This window comes from Promicromonospora iranensis (assembly GCF_028994805.1).
GTDB lineage: Bacteria > Actinomycetota > Actinomycetes > Actinomycetales > Cellulomonadaceae > Promicromonospora > Promicromonospora iranensis.
The window spans coordinates 377,606-393,761 of sequence record NZ_JAJQQP010000003.1; the positions used below are offsets into that span (position 1 = coordinate 377,606).

Sequence of the window (16,156 nt, forward strand, 5' to 3'; positions counted from 1 at the left end):
TTGAAACTAAGTTTGTCCCCGTGGACCTCGCGACCTTCAACGCCCTGCCTCCGGCCGACGCCGCTGCGGCTGTCCGCCCGTGCGCCGACATCGGCCCCTGGGTCGACGACGTCGTGGCCGGCCGTCCCTACCGGTGCCGTGACTCGCTCCTGCTGCGGGCCATGCGGGCCGCCGCCGACTGGACGTCCGCCGACGTCGACGCCGCGCTCGCGCACCATCCCCGCATCGGCGAGCGCGCGTCCGGCGACAGCGCCGAGGCGCGGCTGTCCCGCACCGAGCAGCCGACGGCGGCCGAGGCGACCGCTGCCCGGATCGCTGACGGCAACGCCGCCTACGAGGCCGAGTTCGGCCGGATCTTCCTGGTCCGGGCCGCCGGGCGGACGGCGGAGGACATCCTCGCCAACCTGAGCGAGCGCCTCGCCAACGCCCCGGCCACCGAGGCCCTGGTGACCGCCGAGCAGCTGCGTCAGATCGCGCTCCTGCGCCTGGAGACGGTCGTCGAGGAGTCGGCGGCGCCTGCGGAGGTGACGCCATGAGCACCGCGTCGACCCATGTGCTCGACGCCGCGCGCGGCCTCCCCGCCGCGGGGCTGGCGGTCACCCTGGTCTCGACGGGCTCGGCCCCCGAGCGGCACGCCGTGACCGATGCCGACGGCCGCATCAGCTGGGGCGAGGTCACGCCCGGCCGGCACGTCCTGGCCTTCGCCACCGGTGACTGGTTCGGGGAACAGGACCGGGAGACGTTCTTCGGCCAGGTGGTGCTCGACGTCGTGCTCGGACCCGACCACACCCATGTCGCCCTGCTGCTGAGCCCGTTCGCCTACACGACCTACCGGGGGAGCTGAATGTCGATAGTCCTGGGACCCAACCAGTACGGCAAGGCGGAGGTGCGGCTGGTGCGCGTCGACCGTGACACCGCACGGCACCGCATCACCGACCTCGGCGTCACCTCGCTGCTCCGCGGAGACTTCGGGGCCACGCACGAGTCCGGGGACAACACGGGCGTCATCGCCACGGACACCCAGAAGAACACGATGCACGCGTTCGCGCGGGACGGCGTCGGCTCGCCGGAGACGTTCCTGCTGCGGCTGGCGCGGCACTTCCTGGCGGCGCCGCAGGTCACCGGCGGACGCTGGCTGGCCGAGCAGCACGGCTGGGAGCGCATAGCGGTCGGCGACGTCGGCCACGACCACGCGTTCGTGCGGGGCGCCGCCGAACGGCGCACCGCGCTGGTGCATGCGGACGACGCCGGCCTGACCGTGCTCGCGGGGCTGCGCGACGTCACGGTGCTGAAGTCGACCGGTTCGGAGTTCTCCGGGTTCGTGCGCGACCGGTACACGACGCTGCCCGAGACCGACGACCGTGTCCTCGCGACCGACGTCAGCGCCTGGTGGCGGTACGAGACGTCGTTCACCGAGGCAGCCGGCCCGGCCGAGTACGACGCCCGGTTCGCGGCCGTCCGCTCGATCCTGCTGAAGACGTTCGCCGAGCTCCATTCCCTCGCGCTGCAGCAGACGGTCTTCGCGATGGGCCGGGCGGTGCTGGAGGCGTACCCGGACATCGCCGAGATCCGGCTGTCGTGCCCGAACAACCACCACTTCCTCGTCGACCTGGAGCCGTTCGGCCTGGACAACCCCGGCGAGGTGTTCTTCGCCGCGGACCGGCCGTACGGGTTGATCGAGGCCGCGGTCCAGCGGTCCGAGCGCGCCGGGGAGCATCCCGTGTGGGCGACCATCGGAGGGTTCGTATGACCGACCGGCTGATCGGGTCCGAGCGGGTGCTGGTCGAGGGGGAGCTGCGCCCGGCGGTCGTGCGCACCGAGGGCGACCGGATCGCCCAGGTGTGGTGGGGCACCTCCGACCCCGACAGGGTCACGGCGCAGGACGACGGGATGCTCGGCGCCCCGCCCGCGCGGTCGGCGGCGGTGTGGAACCTGGGCGACCGCATCGTCCTGCCCGGGGGCGTCGACACCCACGTGCACGTCAACGAGCCGGGCCGGACCCACTGGGAGGGGTTCACGGCCGCGGCGCGCGCAGCGGCGTACGGCGGTGTGACGACCATCGTGGACATGCCGCTCAACTCCATCCCGCCCACCACCAGCGTCGAGGCGTTGCGGATCAAGCAGGCGGCGGCGCGGGCGGCGTCGGCCCGGCTGCCCGAGGATGCGGACCGGGAGTGGGGCCGCCTGCCGGTCGACGTCGCTTTCTGGGGTGGTGCCGTGCCCGGCAACGCCGACGACCTGGAGCCGCTCTGGGAGGCGGGCGTGCTCGGCTTCAAGTGCTTCCTGGCCGACTCCGGCGTCCCCGAGTTCCCGCCGCTCGACCCGGAGGAGCTGGTGGTGGTGATGGACCGCCTCGTCCGGTTCGACGGGCTGCTCGCGGTGCACGCCGAGGACCCGGCGGTCCTCGCCGCGGCCCCGCGCAGGCCGTCGCGCGCGTACGCGGACTTCCTGCTGTCCCGCCCCGACGAGGCCGAGACGGCGGCGGTGCGCACCGTGCTCGACGCCGTCCGCGAGACCGGTGCGCGCACGCACGTGCTGCACGTGTCCTCGGCGAAGGTGCTCGACCTGCTCGCGGAGGCGAAGGCGGAGGGCCTGCCCGTCACCGCCGAGACGTGCCACCACTACCTGGTGCTCGCCGCCGAGGACGTGCCCGACGGGGACGCCGCCTACAAGTGCTGCCCGCCGATCCGTGACCGCGGCAACCAGGACGCCCTGTGGGACGGTCTGCGCGACGGGATCCTGGACTGCGTGGTCAGCGACCACTCGCCGTCGTCGGTGGCGGAGAAGGTCCTCGGCGGCCAGGTCGGCGAGACCGATCTGCAGGCGGCCTGGGGTGGTATCTCCGGCCTCCAGACAGGCTTTGTCGCCCTGGCCGACGCCGCCCGCTGGCGCGGCGTGCCGTTGTCCGAGGTGTCCCGCTGGACGTCGACGAACACCGCCGCCCTGGTAGGTCTGGATCGCGGCGACCGCCCCAAGGGCGTCATCGCCGAGGGCGCGGCGGCGGACCTGGTGGTCTACGAGCCCGACAGCGTCGCGACCATCGACGCCGCGCAGCTCGCGCACCGGAATCCGGTCAGTGCCTATCACGGCCTGACCGTCACGGGAGCGGTGACCTTCACGGTGGTCGGCGGGCAGGCCGTGCTGCACGCGTTCTCCGAGGGTGTCGTGCACGGCCAGCTCGACGGCGGCACCTGGCGGCCCGCCAACGACGTCGAGCACATCCGCGGCGACGGCCGCCTGATCGCCCGCCCCGGTAGCGCCGCGGCCCAGGCCAGGAGGCCCGCATGACCCAGATCCATCCCCCCGCCCGCCTGCTGATGGGCCCCGGCCCGATCGACGCCGACCCGCGCGTCCTGCGCGCCATGGCCGCACCCCTGGTGGGCCAGTTCGACCCGTTCATGACCGACACGATGACCGAGGCCATGGGCCTGTGGCGCACGGTCTGGGACACCGCCAACGAGCAGACCTTCCTCGTGGACGGCACCGCACGCGCCGGCATCGAGGCAGCCCTCGTGTCCCTGCTGGAGCCGGGGGACCGGGTGCTGGTCCCGGTGTTCGGCAGGTTCGGGCACCTGCTCGCGGAGATCTGCGGCCGCGCCGGCGCCGAGGTGCACACGATCGAGACGGAGTGGGGCACGGTCTTCGACCCGGGCCAGGTCGAGGACGCCGTGCGCCGCGTCCGGCCGCGCGTCGTCGCCGTCGTGCACGGGGACACCTCCACGACCATGGCCCAGCCGCTCGCCGAGCTGGGCCGGATCGCGCACGAGCACGACGCCCTGCTGTACGTCGACGCCACCGCCACGCTCGGCGGCAATGCGTTCCACACCGACGAGTGGGGCATCGACGCCGCGACGGCCGGGCTGCAGAAGTGCCTGGGCGGCCCGTCGGGCAGCGCGCCCGTCACGCTCTCGCCCGCGGCCGTGGCGGCGATCGACCGCCGCAAGCAGGTCGAGGCCGGCTTGCGTACTGCCGACGACGTCGCGCCGCGGGGCGCGCCGATCGTCTCCAACTACCTCGACCTCGCGCAGATCATGGAGTACTGGGGACCGCGCCGTCTCAACCACCACACCGAGGCCACGTCCATGCTCTACGCGGCCCGCGAGTGCGCTCGGCTGCTGACAGCCGAGGGCGTGGGCACGGCAGTCGCCCGGCACGTCCGCCACGGCGCCGCCATGCTGGCCGGGGTGCGTGGACTCGGCCTGGAGGTCTACGGCGACGTCGGCCACAAGATGCACAACGTGGTCGCCGTACGTATCCCCGACCGTGTCGACGGGGACGCCGTCCGCGGCGCGCTCCTGGAGGACTTCGGCATCGAGATCGGTACGTCCTTCGGGCCGCTGCACGGCGTGGTCTGGCGGATCGGGACCATGGGCTTCAACGCCCGCCGGGACGCCGTGCTCACCACACTGGCCGCCCTGGAGCACGAGCTGCGCCGGGCGGGCCACCCGACCGAGCCGGGCAGCGGAGTGTCGGCTGCCCTCGCCTCGTACGAGGCGAACCGGGACGTCGGACCGTGACCGTGATCGGGACCGCTGGGTGGGTGCTGGAGCGGTGCGACGACCTGACGCGGCACTCGTCCCGGTCCGACGCGCTCGAGCGCGTCTACCTGTCGCCCGAGCACTCCGCGGCCAATACCGCGGTCCGGGCCTGGATGCTCGACGCGGGCCTCGACACCGAGACCGACGCGGCCGGCAACATCTGGGGCCGCCGCGCGGCCGACGGCACCCCGCAGCAGCCCGGCACACCGGGCGAGCCGGCGCTCGTGCTCGGGTCGCACCTGGACACCGTGCCCGACGCCGGGCGGTACGACGGCATGCTCGGCGTGGTGCTCGCGATCGCCGTCGCGCACCGGCTGCGGGATGTCCCGCTGCCGTTCGCCCTGGAGGTCGTGGGGTTCTCCGACGAGGAGGGCACCCGGTTCGGCAAGGCGCTGCTGGGCAGCTGCGCGGCGTCGGGCCAGTGGGACCCGGCCTGGTGGGAGCAGACGGACGCCGAGGGCATCACCCTGCGCGAGGCGTTCGCCCGGTTCGGCCTCGCCCCGGAGCGGGTCGGCGACGCCGCCCGCCGCCCCGAGGAGCTCGTCGGCTACCTGGAGGCGCACATCGAGCAGGGGCCGGTGCTGGAGTCGGCGGACCTGCCGCTCGGCTACGTCACGACCATCGCGGGGGCCCGCCGGTTCGTGCTCACGATCACCGGCGAGGCCCGGCACGCGGGCGGCACCCCTTTCAGCCGGCGGCGGGACGCGCTGGTCGCCGCCGCGCACCTCGTCACCCGGATCGAGGACCTGGCCAGGGCGACCGACTGCCTCGCTACCGTCGGCGACCTCCGGGTGGAGCCCGGCGCCGTGAACGTGATCCCCGGCCGGGCCGAGCTCACGCTCGACCTGCGCGGCCGGACCGACACCGGGCGCGACGCGCTGTGGGAGCAGATCGCGGCGGTCGGGCACGCCATCGCGCGGGAACGGGGCGTGACGTTCGAGGCCGTCGAGACGCACCGGGCGCCGTCGACCGGCTGCGCCGAGCGGCTGCGGGCCGCGGTGGCGACGGGCATCACGGAGGCGACGGGAGCGCCGTCGGGATCCGTGCTCGGGCTGTGGAGCCCCGCCGGGCACGACGGCATGGCGATGGCCGCCGTGACCGACGTCGGCATGCTGTTCGTGCGCTGCCGTGACGGGATCAGCCACCACCCCGACGAGCACGTGGACCCCGAGGACGTCGCCGTCGCGCTCGACGCGTTCACGGCGGCGGTGCTGGCACGGGCAGAGGAGGCACGATGAAGAGGGCGGCCACCCCGCTCGAGGACCGGATCGCCGCCGGCTACGGCGACCTGTCACCGCAGGAGCGGCGGGCCGCCGACGCCCTGCTGGACCACCTCGGCGACCTCGGCACGTACCGCGCGACCGAGCTCGCCGCGCTCGCCGGTGTCTCGAAGGCGACGATGAGCCGGCTGTTCCGCAAGCTCGGCTACGAGGACTTCGAAGGGCTGCGCGAGCACCTGCGCGTCCAGCGCGGGCGCGGGCTGCCGATAGCGGTCGACCCGTCGCCCGGCCTGCGCGAGCGGCTGGAGCAGGAGGTCAAGAACCTGGAGAAGGTCTACTCGGCACTCGACGAGACCCTGCTCGACGAGGTCGCCGAGGCGCTCGCCACGGCGCGCGACGTCGTGGTCGTCGGACGCCGGGGCTCGCTCGGGCCGGCCACCCAGCTGCGGCGCAACCTGATCCAGGTGCGTGGTCGCGTGCACCTCGCGCCCGGCCCCGGCCAGTCGCTCGCCGACGACCTCGTGGGCCTCGGGCCCGAGGACGTCGTGGTGGTGGTCTCGATCCGCCGGCACGCGTTCCAGGTGGCCGCGATGGTCAAGTCCCTGCTGGCCGACGGCGTCCGCGTGCTCCTGCTCGCCGACTCCAGCCTGCGGCGCCTCGCCAGCGGCGTGACCTGGTGGATCGAGTGCCCGATCGCCACCGAGGGCGCCTTCGACTCGATGGTGGCGCCCGTCAGCGTGGTCGCGATCCTGTCCGACCGGGTGCACGAGGTGCTCGACGGCGCGGCCGACCGCGTCGAGGCGATCGACGCCCGGTACGCACTGCTGCGCGAGATCGACGAGAGGTGACCGGCGCCCCATGGACCTCGACATCGACACCGTCCGGACGGCGCGGACCCGGGCCGACTGCACGCTGCGGCCCGGCGAGGTGTTCCTGGGCGGGGGGACGTTCCTGTACTCCGAACCGGTGCCCGCCGGGGTGACCGGCCTGGTGGACCTCACCGGGATGGGGTGGGAGCCGTGGTCGGTGGACGGTTCAGGGCTGCGGGTCGCCGGGACGTGCACGCTGGAGGAGCTCGTGTCCGGGCCGGGCGTGCTGGGTGCGGACGCGAGCGGGCCGTATCGCGCGCTCGGCATCGTCGGGCAGTGCGTGTCGGCGCTGACGCTGTCGGCGAAGGTTGCCCGGACGGCGACCGTGGGCGGGAACCTGGCGCTCGGGCTGCCTGTCGGCTCGATGATCGGGCTGTTCGCGGCGCTCTCTGCCCGGGCGGTCATCTGGACGCCCGACGGCGGGTCGCGGGAGGTCGCGGTGTCCGACCTGGTCACCCGCGCGGGCGTCGTCGAGCTGGCGCCGGGGGAGGTGATCCGCGAGACACGAGTGACCGCCGCCGTGCTCGGGCAGCGCACCGCGTTCCGGCGGGTGTCGCTGACCCCGACCGGCCGTACGGCGGCGATGGTGACCGGGCGTCGGAGGGGTGACGGCGTGGCGCTGGTGCTGACGGCCTCGGTGCCGGCGCCGCATGTGCTCCTGGTCAGGGCGAACGATCACGACGGGCTCGACCGGCGTCTCCGGTGGATCACCGGTCTTGGCGACGGTACCTGGTACGAGGACCCGCACGGGAGCCGCGAGTGGCGCGCCGCGATGACACGACGGCTCGCGCACGAGGCGCTCGACGAGCTGGGCGGCGCATGAGGATCGACGGCACCGAGACCACGGCGGAGCCGCGCCCCGGCCAGTGCCTCCGCACGTACCTGCGCGAGCAGGGCGCCACGGCGGTGAAGAAGGGCTGCGACGCGGGCGACTGCGGCGCGTGCACGGTGCTGCTCGACGGCGCGCCCGTGCCGTCGTGCCTGATCCCGGCGCACCGCGTGGCCGGCGCCGAGGTGGTCACGGCTGCGGGCCTGGCCCGGTTCGGCCCTGGTGGCGACCCCGATGCCGAACCGGGAGCCCTGCACCCGGTGCAGCGCGCGTTCGTCGAGGCCGCGGGGTTCCAGTGCGGTTTCTGCACGGCGGGCCTGGTCTGCACGGTCGCCGGCACGCCCCCACCGCTGGTCGACCTCAAGGGCAACCTCTGCCGGTGCACCGGGTACCGGTCGATCCGGGACGCCCTCGCCGGTCGCGTGAACACCGAGGTCGCGGAGCCGGGCCAGGCGTTCGGCCGTGCCGTCGTCGCGCCGGCCGCCGCCCGGGTGGTGAGCGGCCGCGAGGCATACACGCTGGACGAGCCCGCCCCGCCCGGCCTGCTGCACGTCGCGGTGCTCGGCAGCCCGCACCCGCACGCCCGGATCACCCGCATCGACCCGGCGGCGGCCCGCGCCGCGCCCGGCGTGCACCTCGTGCTCACCCACCACGACGTCCCCGACACCCTCTACTCGACCGCCCGGCACGAGAACCGACTCGACGACCCCGACGACACCCGCATCCTCGACCCCGTCCTGCGGTTCGTGGGCCAGCGGGTGGCCGTCGCCGTCGCCGAGACACCACGGCAGGCCCGCGCGGCGCTCGCGCTCGTGGACGTCGAGTACGAGACGCTGCCCGCCGTCTTCGACCCGGAGGCCGCCCGGCAGCCGGGTGCGCCCCTGGTCCACCCCGGCAGGACGCCGGACGAGCACCGCGTCGCGGAGGCGAGCCGGAACGTCGTCGCGCAGCTGCACGAGGAGTACGCGGAGCCCGGGCACGACGGCGTCGCAGCGGCCCTCGCCGCGTCGGCCGCCACCGTGGAGGGCACCTGGACCACCGACCGCGTGAACCACGTGGCCCTGGAGACGCACGGCGCCCGGGCCTGGCTCACGCCCGGTCCTGCGGCGGGGACAGGGCAGCCCGTCCTGCACGTGCGCACCTCCACGCAGGTGCCGTTCCTCGTGCGGGACGAGCTGGCCCGGCTGCTGGACCTCCCCGAGGAGCGGGTACGCGTGGTGGCGGGCCGTGTCGGCGGTGGGTTCGGCGGCAAGCAGGAGCTGCTCGTCGAGGACGTCGTGGCGCTCGCGGCCCTGCGCACCGGTAGGCCGGTGCAGTGGGAGCTCAGCCGTGAGCAGCAGTTCACCCTGGTGCCGTGCCGGCACCCGATGCGGATCGGCGTCCGCGCGGGCGCCGACGCCGACGGACACCTGACGGCGCTCGCCATCGACGTCCTGGCCGACACCGGCGCCTACGGCAACCACGCGCCCGGCGTGCTGTTCCACGGCGTGCACGAGTCCATGGCCGTGTACCGCGCCCCGAACAAGCGCGTGGACGCCGAGTCGGTCTACACCAACAACGTGCCGTCCGGAGCGTTCCGCGGGTACGGGCTGGGACAGGTGCAGTTCGCCATCGAGGGCGCCATCGACGAGCTGGCCGCGCGGCTCGGCATCGACCCCGTGGAGATGCGGCGGCGGAACGTCATCCGGCCGGGCGACCCGTTCGTCGTCGGGCGGCCCGTGGACGGGGACCTGGAGTACGGGTCCTACGGGCTGGACCAGTGCCTCGACCTGGTCGAGAAGGCGTTGGCCCGGGGGCCGTCGCCGGCCGAGACCGGACTGAGCGGGGAGTGGTCGGTCGGCCGCGGCGTAGCGCTCGCGATGATCGCGACCATCCCGCCGCGCGGGCACTTCACGCACGCCCGGATCACGCTGGGAGCCGACGGCGACTTCGTGGTCGACGTCGGCACCGCCGAGTTCGGCAACGGCACCACCACTGTCCACGCGCAGATCGCGGCCACGGAGCTCGGCGTGCCCGTCGACCGGGTGCGGGTACGCCCGTCGGACACGGCCACCGCCGGCTACGACACGGGCGCCTTCGGCTCGGCGGGCTCGGTGGTGGCAGGCCTGGCGGTCGGCCGAGCGGCGTCGGCCCTCAAGACCGAACTGGATTCGTTGAGTGCTGGGTATTTGTCGGGTCGAACCGATACGACCGCGCAAATACCCAGCACTCAGCTGGCCGGGGTGGGGGCCGAGGCTAGCCATGACGGGTCGCCGCGGTCTGTCGCGTTCAACGTGCACGGGTTTCGGGTCGCCGTGCATCGTGGGACCGGCGAGGTGCGGATCCTGCGGTCGGTGCACGCCGCGGACGCCGGAGTCGTGATCAACCCCGAGCAGCTGCGTGGGCAGATCGACGGCGGCGTGGCGCAGGCGCTCGGCTCCGCGATGACCGAGCGGATGGTGGTGCGTGACGGCGTCGTCGTGACGCGCACCCTGCGGCACTACCGGGTGCCGCAGCTGTCCGACGTCCCGGTCACGGAGGTGCTGTTCGCCGACACCGTCGACCGGCTGGGCCCGCGCGGCGCGAAGTCGATGAGCGAGGCTCCGTACAACCCGGTGGCCCCGGCGCTGGCGAACGCGATCGCGGACGCCACGGGGGTGCGTCCTCGCGACCTGCCGATCCAGCGGGACCGCCTGTGGGAGCTGCTGGCAGCGGCGTCGGGCAGATGATCGGCACTCCGTCAGGTGGTCGGCAGCTCGGAATGCCGACCACCTGACGGAATGCCGACCGCGCTCCCGGCTCGCTCGGGGTTTTGGAACGAGTGTTTCGTGCGGGTGACCTGCTGGGAACGCAATTGAAATCCGGTGGTGCGAGCATCGAGGAGTGATCAGCCCCAGCGAGCAGCCCGGCACCCGGCTCGGGCCCTCTGCCGGCCCCGACGACGAGGCGTGGCTCGTCCGCGCCGTCGAGGTCGCCACCCAGAACGTGGCCGACGGCGGTGGCCCCTTCGGGGCCGTCGTCGTGCGCGCCGGTGTCGAGGTGGCGGCAGCCGGGAACCGGGTGACCCGCGACCTGGACCCCACGGCGCACGCCGAGGTGGTGGCGATCCGGACCGCGTGCCAGGCCCTGAGCACGTTCTCGCTGGCCGGCGCTACGCTCTACGCGTCGTGCGAGCCCTGCCCGCTGTGCCTGTCGGCGGCGCTGTGGGCCCGGGTGGACCGTGTCGTCTTCGCCGCGGACCGGCACGACGCGGAGCGGGCCGGCTTCGACGACCGCGAGTTCTACGAGCTCCTCGCGCGGGACCGGTCGACGTGGCCCCACCCCGTCGTCGAGCAGCGGATCGCGCGGGCGGGGGAGCCGTTCGAGGCGTGGCAGGCGCACACCGAGCGCACCCCGTACTGACCTGATCGTCCAGCACAGCCAGGAGAACCACACATGATGCCGTTCTGTCCCGCCCGCTGCGCCACCGGGGCGAAACGGTGAGGGCGGTCGGGGTGGTGCTGGCAGGTGGGGCCGGGACCCGGTTCGGTATGCCCAAGGCGCTGGCCCGGGCCGACGACGGCACCCCGTGGCTCGACCTGGCCTGCCGGGCGCTGCTCGACGGCGGCTGCGCGGACGTCGTCGTGGTGCTCGGCGCGCGCGCCGACGAGGCTCGGGGGCTCGTCCCCGCTGGTGCCAGAGCCGTGGTCGCGGCCGACTGGGCGAGCGGGATCGCGGCGTCGCTGCGCGCCGGCCTCGCGGCGGTCGGGGAGACGGGGGCCGACGCCGCCGTCGTCTCGCTCGTGGACCTGCCCGGCCTGCGGGCCGACGCCGTCCGCCGGGTGCTCGGTGTGTCCCAGGACCGCGGTGCGTCCCAGCAGCCGGACGCCGTCCGCCGGCTGCTCGGCCGCGCCGTCTACGACGGCATGCCCGGGCACCCCGTGCTGGTGGGGCGCGAGCACTGGCGGCCGCTGGCCGACGCGGTGCGGGGCGACACGGGCGCGGGTCCGTATCTGCGCGCGCACGATGCCGTCGCCGTCGACTGCACCGACCTGGGCGGCGGGGACGACGTCGACCGGGCCGGTCCGGAGGCGCCGTCGGGCAGAAGGTAGGGCCTGACCTACTGGGCCCTCGGGGTCATCCCTGACCTTTCCCCAGTTCCGCCCGAATCGTGTCGCCGTGACCGGTCCGGCTACGTAGTCTCGGGTGCGTGGAGGCCACGGAGCTCGCTCGTCCGCAGTTCGCGCTGCTCGCTGTTGTCCATTTCCTGTTCGTGCTGCTCCTGCGCGACGACGACGCCGGACCGGACGTCCTGCTCCGCTTCGGCGCCGCAACCGCGCGCAGGCACGACGGCGGCGGCCTGGTCGGAGTGCCGGACGACCGACCCGAGCCGGAGGTGGCCCGATGAACGCGGCGGCCTGGGCCGTTCTCCTGACCGTCCTGGTGGCGGGGTGGGTGGTGCTCGACGGAGCCGTCCAGGGTACGGGGGCGACCCTGCTGCAGGAACGCGACCACGACGGCGGCTACCGGCGGCGCGAGCCGGCGGAGCGGCGCGTGGTGCTGGGCGCGGTCGGGCCGCTGCTCCTGCCCGGTGAGGTGTGGCTCGTGGCCGCGATCGGGGTGCTGGTCGGCGTGTTCCCGCACGCCGAGGCGGAGCTGCTGAACACGGGCCGTCCCGTCGCGATCACGCTGATCGCGTCGTGGGTGCTGCGCGACGCCGGGATCTGGCTGCGCAGCAGGCGGCCCGGCCGCATCTGGCGGGACGGGTGGGACGTCGTGCTCGTGGTCGCGAGCATCGTGCTCGCGGGGAGCTGGGGTGCGCTCCTCGGCGCGGCCTGGGGGAGCGGCCTGGCGGCGCTGGCCCTCGGCATCGTGGCGGTGGTGGTGACCCGGCTGCACGGTGACGCCGTCGTCGCGTGGCGCCTGCGCCGTACGGGGCCGCTGCCGGCGATCGTCACCTCGGTGATGATCGTGGCCCCCGTCGTCGGCACCGCCGTCGCCGCCTGGCCCCGCCTGGTCGCGGGCGGGATTTCCCCGGAGGCCATGGCCTCGCTCGGGATCGTGGCGATGGTGGTGCTGCCCGTGATCCTCGCGCTCCAGGTCCTCGCGTGGCGGCTCGTCGCACGCCCGCTGGGCCGACGGGACACGCTGTTCTTCTGACCGGCAGCCGGACCTTCGCCACCAGCCAGGGTGAGATGCCGGTAAAGTCCTGCTCACCATGACCATGAAGAACCGCATCGTCTGCGCGCTGCTCGGCGCGCTGGCGTTCGCCACCGCGACCCTGCTCCTGCCGTGGCTCCCGGACGCGCTCGTGGGGCTGCTCGGGACCAGCGGTGTACTGCTGTTCCTCGCTGCGCTCGCGCTGCCGACCAACACGCGCCAGCCGCCCGTGCACAGCCTCACGATCCTCGACAAGGGCTACCTCACGCCCGCCGAGATCCACCAGATCCTCGGGATCTGGCTGCCGGCAGGCAGTTCCTCCCTCGACGCCCGCGACGCGCAGTGGACCGTCGCCCGGCACGTCGCCAAGTGGCGGGCGGACCACGTGGTCAACGTGATGGACTACCACGGCGTCGTCGCCGAACGCCGGATCGAGCTGCTCTCGGTGATGCAGTGGATCGGCGTGCACCTGCTGCCCGCGTTCCTCGGCCTGATGTTCCTGATCCCCACGCTCGCCCTCACCGGGTTCGAGAAGATCAGCAACAACTTCCTGCAGACGGTCCTGCTCTTCGCGATCTGGGGCACCGTCGCGCTCATCGTCCGGGGCGTGCTCGAGAAGCACGTGATCCACCGGTTCGTGTGGGAGCCGGAGCTGACGCCAGACGGTACGCGGTTCGTCGAGCGCTGACGCGGAGTGCAGCGTCAGCGCGACCAGAAGATGGAGAGCGCTGAGGCCACGCCTGTGGCAGGCGCGGAGTGTCGGACGCACCTGGGATGATGGTGCTGTGCCCCTGTACCGAGACGATGCGATTGTCCTGCGCACCCACAAGCTGGGTGAGGCGGACCGCATCATCACGTTCCTGACGCGGGAGCACGGCAAGGTGCGCGGTGTGGGCAAGGGCGTACGGCGCACGTCGTCCAAGTTCGGCGCGCGGCTGGAGCCGTTCATGGCCGTCGACGTGCAGTTCCACACCGGCCGCAGCCCTCGGCCCGGCATGGGGCTCGACACCGTGACGCAGGTCGAGACCATCGGGGCATACGCCCGCGCCATCAGCCAGGACTACAACCTGTACACGGCAGGCGCCGTGATGCTGGAGGCCGCCGACCGGCTGGTCGCGCAGGAGCACGAGCCGTCGGTGCAGCAGTACTGGCTCCTCGCCGGCGGGCTGCGGGCGCTGTCGGAGCGGCACCACGACGCCAACCTGGTGCTCGACTCGTACCTGCTGCGGGCGCTCGCGGTGGCCGGCTGGGCGCCGTCGTTCGAGGACTGCGCGCGCTGCGGCGAGCCCGGGCCGCACCACTCGTTCAACGTGGCGCAGGGCGGCGCCGTCTGCCCGCGCTGCCGGCCGCCGGGCTCCACCGCGCCGGCCCCCGAGACCTTCGCCCTGCTGTCCTCGCTGCTCGCGGGCGACTGGGTGACCGCCGACGCGTCCGACGCTCGGCACCGCAAGGAGGCGAGCGGCCTCGTCGCCGCCTATGGCCAGTACTACCTGGAGAGAACGTTGCGATCGTTGAAGATGGTGGAGCGCTGATGGCCCGGACCGCGAGCCGTGACCTGGTGGCGCCCTTCCCGCATCCCTCCGGCGCCCGCGCCCCCCGGATCCCCCGGGAGTTCGTGCCGCGGCACGTCGCGATCGTCATGGACGGCAACGGGCGGTGGGCCAACGCCCGAGGCCTGCCTCGCATCGAGGGGCACCGCGCGGGCGAGAAGTCGCTGCTCGACGTCGTCGCCGGGGCCGTCGACGTCGGCGTCGAGTACGTCTCCGCGTATGCGTTCAGCACCGAGAACTGGAAGCGCTCGCCCGAGGAGGTGCACTTCCTGATGAACTTCACCCAGGAGGTGATGCAGCGCCAGTGCGACGTCATGGCGTCGTGGGGCGTGCGCATCCGCTGGGCCGGCCGCCGTCCCAAGCTGTGGAAGTCCGTGATCAACGTGCTCCAGGAGGCCGAGGAGCGCACCAAGGACAACGACCTCTGCACCCTGACGATGTGCGTCAACTACGGCGGCCGGGCCGAGCTGGCCGACGCCGCGGCCGCCATGGCGCGCGACGCCGCCTCCGGCAGGCTCGACCCGAAGCGGGTCAACGAGAAGACCGTGCAGAAGTATCTGTACCTGGCCGACCTGCCCGACGTGGACCTGTTCCTGCGCTCGTCCGGCGAGCAGCGCACGTCCAACTTCATGCTGTGGCAGGCGGCCTACGCCGAGATGGTGTTCCTCGACGAGCCGTGGCCGGACGTCGACCGCCGTCACCTCTGGCGCGCCGTCGAGGAGTACGCACAGCGTGACCGCCGCTACGGCGGCGCCCTGGACGCCCCCTCGCCGAAGTAGTCACTCCGCGAGGTAGTCACCCGGCATGAGCCGGGTGACTACCTCGCCAGATGACTACCTCGGCGGGATGGGCTACTCGGTGATGGTCGCCGCCAGGGCCTCGATCAGCTTCGGCATGCCCTCGGGGTACTGGACCGAGAGCGCGGTGGGCGGCGAGACCGCGGAGACCGCGACGGTCCCGATCTGCTGCACCACCATGCCGTCCTTGACGGCGGGCAGGGCCTGCAGCTCCTTCTTGGTCGGCAGCGCCTCCGCCGCCTCCTCGGTGTACGTGTAGGCGACCACGACGTCCGACTCGAGCTTGTCGAGCTCCTCGTACGACAGGGTGTAGAAGAACTCGCCGTCGTCGGGCGCGAGCTCCTCCACGGCCGGGGCGGTCTCCATGCCGAGGCCCTCGAGGAATCCGGCGCGCGGGTCGTCGGCCCGGTAGACGTAGACCAGGCCCTCGTCGGGCGAGTCCACGATCGCGGCGAACGTCTTGTCCGCGAACTCCGGGTGCGCCTCGGCCTCGTCGGCCAGGTACTGGTTGATCTCCTCGACCTTGGCCTCACCCGCGGCGCTGCGGCCGAGACCGTTCGCCGTCGCGGTGATGATCTCGTCCCACGGCGTCTGCCACGGCGTCTCCGGGTAGGCGACGACCGGGGCGATCTCGCTGAGCAGGTCGTACTGCTCCTGCGTGATGCCCGAGTAGGTGGCGACGATGACGTCGGGCTCGGCGGCCGCGAACTCCTCGTAGGGCACGGACGCGCCGGCCTCGGCGTCGGTCAGCACGGTGGGGTGGTCGACGCCGGCCTCGTCGTAGGCCTCCTCGACCCACGGCAGGAGGTTGCCCTCACCGACGGTCCAGGTCTGCTCGGCGACGGCCACGGGGTAGACGCCTGCCGCGATCGCGGCCTCGGTCGAGCCCCAGCCCCACGTGGCGACGCGCTCGGGCGCTTCCTCGATGGTCGTCTCGCCGAGGCCGTGCTCGATGGTCAGGGGGAACTCGTCGGTCGCGCCGGAGGCGTTGGCCGACGGCGTCGCACCGTCCGCGGCCTGGGTCTCGGACGCGCAGCCCGACAAGGCGAGGGCGGACGCGGCGACAAGGCCGACGGCCGCCGCGAGGGATCGGCGAGGGCGCACGGTTACTCCTGGGTTCAGTCGAACGACCGGCGGGCGCCGGTCGATGTGAGGTTAGCCTAACCACATTTGGTCACGGCAATGTTTCGGAATTGAGGAGTTCCCGGGTGATGTGGGCCACTCCCTGGTCGATC

At 73.5% G+C, this 16,156-nt stretch carries 17 protein-coding genes; 16 read left to right on the forward strand and 1 reads right to left on the reverse strand.

Annotated elements, in window-relative coordinates; genetic code table 11:
• Positions 1 to 20: 20 nt before the first annotated feature.
• From uraD to LUM46_RS06810, 16 genes are all read left to right on the forward strand, one after another.
• Positions 21 to 536 (forward strand): 2-oxo-4-hydroxy-4-carboxy-5-ureidoimidazoline decarboxylase, encoded by a 516-nt coding sequence (uraD, locus tag LUM46_RS06735; protein WP_274993005.1) that lies wholly within the window; start codon positions 21 to 23, stop codon positions 534 to 536.
• The gene (locus LUM46_RS06740; protein WP_274993006.1) at positions 533 to 844 is read left to right on the forward strand and encodes a hydroxyisourate hydrolase; all 312 of its coding nucleotides are present in this window, start codon (positions 533 to 535) and stop codon (positions 842 to 844) included. Before uraD ends, LUM46_RS06740 begins: the two co-directional genes overlap by 4 nt.
• Complete coding sequence (gene pucL, locus LUM46_RS06745; RefSeq protein WP_274993007.1) at positions 845 to 1,750, forward strand: factor-independent urate hydroxylase; 906 nt, start codon at positions 845 to 847, stop codon at positions 1,748 to 1,750.
• Complete coding sequence (gene allB / locus LUM46_RS06750; RefSeq protein ID WP_274993008.1) at positions 1,747 to 3,288, forward strand: allantoinase AllB; 1,542 nt, start codon at positions 1,747 to 1,749, stop codon at positions 3,286 to 3,288. Before pucL ends, allB begins: the two co-directional genes overlap by 4 nt.
• Positions 3,285 to 4,517 carry a pyridoxal-phosphate-dependent aminotransferase family protein gene (locus LUM46_RS06755; RefSeq protein WP_274993009.1) on the forward strand — a complete coding sequence of 411 codons (1,233 nt, stop codon included), beginning with the start codon at positions 3,285 to 3,287 and terminating at the stop codon, positions 4,515 to 4,517. Before allB ends, LUM46_RS06755 begins: the two co-directional genes overlap by 4 nt.
• Positions 4,518 to 4,519: 2 nt before the next feature.
• Positions 4,520 to 5,776, forward strand: a complete 1,257-nt coding sequence (locus LUM46_RS06760; RefSeq protein ID WP_274993010.1) for an allantoate amidohydrolase — start codon at positions 4,520 to 4,522, stop codon at positions 5,774 to 5,776.
• Positions 5,773 to 6,606 carry a MurR/RpiR family transcriptional regulator gene (locus tag LUM46_RS06765; RefSeq protein WP_274993011.1) on the forward strand — a complete coding sequence of 278 codons (834 nt, stop codon included), beginning with the start codon at positions 5,773 to 5,775 and terminating at the stop codon, positions 6,604 to 6,606. Before LUM46_RS06760 ends, LUM46_RS06765 begins: the two co-directional genes overlap by 4 nt.
• 10 nt (positions 6,607 to 6,616) lie before the next feature.
• Positions 6,617 to 7,450: an FAD binding domain-containing protein gene (locus LUM46_RS06770; RefSeq protein ID WP_274993012.1), complete on the forward strand. Its 834-nt coding sequence runs from the start codon at positions 6,617 to 6,619 to the stop codon at positions 7,448 to 7,450.
• Positions 7,447 to 10,164 (forward strand): molybdopterin-dependent oxidoreductase, encoded by a 2,718-nt coding sequence (locus LUM46_RS06775; RefSeq protein ID WP_274993013.1) that lies wholly within the window; start codon positions 7,447 to 7,449, stop codon positions 10,162 to 10,164. Before LUM46_RS06770 ends, LUM46_RS06775 begins: the two co-directional genes overlap by 4 nt.
• A gap of 154 nt (positions 10,165 to 10,318) precedes the next feature.
• Entirely contained in the window at positions 10,319 to 10,837 is a 519-nt protein-coding gene (locus LUM46_RS06780; RefSeq protein ID WP_274993014.1) for a nucleoside deaminase, read from the forward strand.
• A gap of 77 nt (positions 10,838 to 10,914) precedes the next feature.
• Positions 10,915 to 11,526, forward strand: a complete 612-nt coding sequence (locus LUM46_RS06785; protein WP_274993015.1) for a nucleotidyltransferase family protein — start codon at positions 10,915 to 10,917, stop codon at positions 11,524 to 11,526.
• Positions 11,527 to 11,624: 98 nt separating this feature from the next.
• Entirely contained in the window at positions 11,625 to 11,822 is a 198-nt protein-coding gene (locus tag LUM46_RS06790; RefSeq protein WP_274993016.1) for a hypothetical protein, read from the forward strand.
• A complete protein-coding gene (locus LUM46_RS06795; RefSeq protein WP_274993017.1) occupies positions 11,819 to 12,574 on the forward strand; it encodes a cytochrome d ubiquinol oxidase subunit II in 756 nt (251 codons plus the stop codon). The genes LUM46_RS06790 and LUM46_RS06795 overlap by 4 nt, the downstream gene beginning before the upstream one ends.
• Before the next feature lie 58 nt (positions 12,575 to 12,632).
• Positions 12,633 to 13,262: a hypothetical protein gene (locus LUM46_RS06800; RefSeq protein WP_274993018.1), complete on the forward strand. Its 630-nt coding sequence runs from the start codon at positions 12,633 to 12,635 to the stop codon at positions 13,260 to 13,262.
• 97 nt (positions 13,263 to 13,359) lie between these two features.
• Positions 13,360 to 14,106, forward strand: coding sequence for a DNA repair protein RecO (recO, locus tag LUM46_RS06805; RefSeq protein WP_274993019.1), 747 nt, complete (start codon positions 13,360 to 13,362; stop codon positions 14,104 to 14,106).
• Positions 14,106 to 14,903, forward strand: a complete 798-nt coding sequence (locus LUM46_RS06810) for an isoprenyl transferase (protein ID WP_274993020.1) — start codon at positions 14,106 to 14,108, stop codon at positions 14,901 to 14,903. The genes recO and LUM46_RS06810 overlap by 1 nt, the downstream gene beginning before the upstream one ends.
• A gap of 72 nt (positions 14,904 to 14,975) precedes the next feature.
• On the opposite strand, the gene LUM46_RS06815 is transcribed toward LUM46_RS06810, so the two are convergent.
• Positions 14,976 to 16,025: an ABC transporter substrate-binding protein gene (locus LUM46_RS06815; protein ID WP_274993021.1), complete on the reverse strand. Its 1,050-nt coding sequence runs from the start codon at positions 16,023 to 16,025 to the stop codon at positions 14,976 to 14,978.
• Positions 16,026 to 16,156 lie beyond the last annotated feature (131 nt).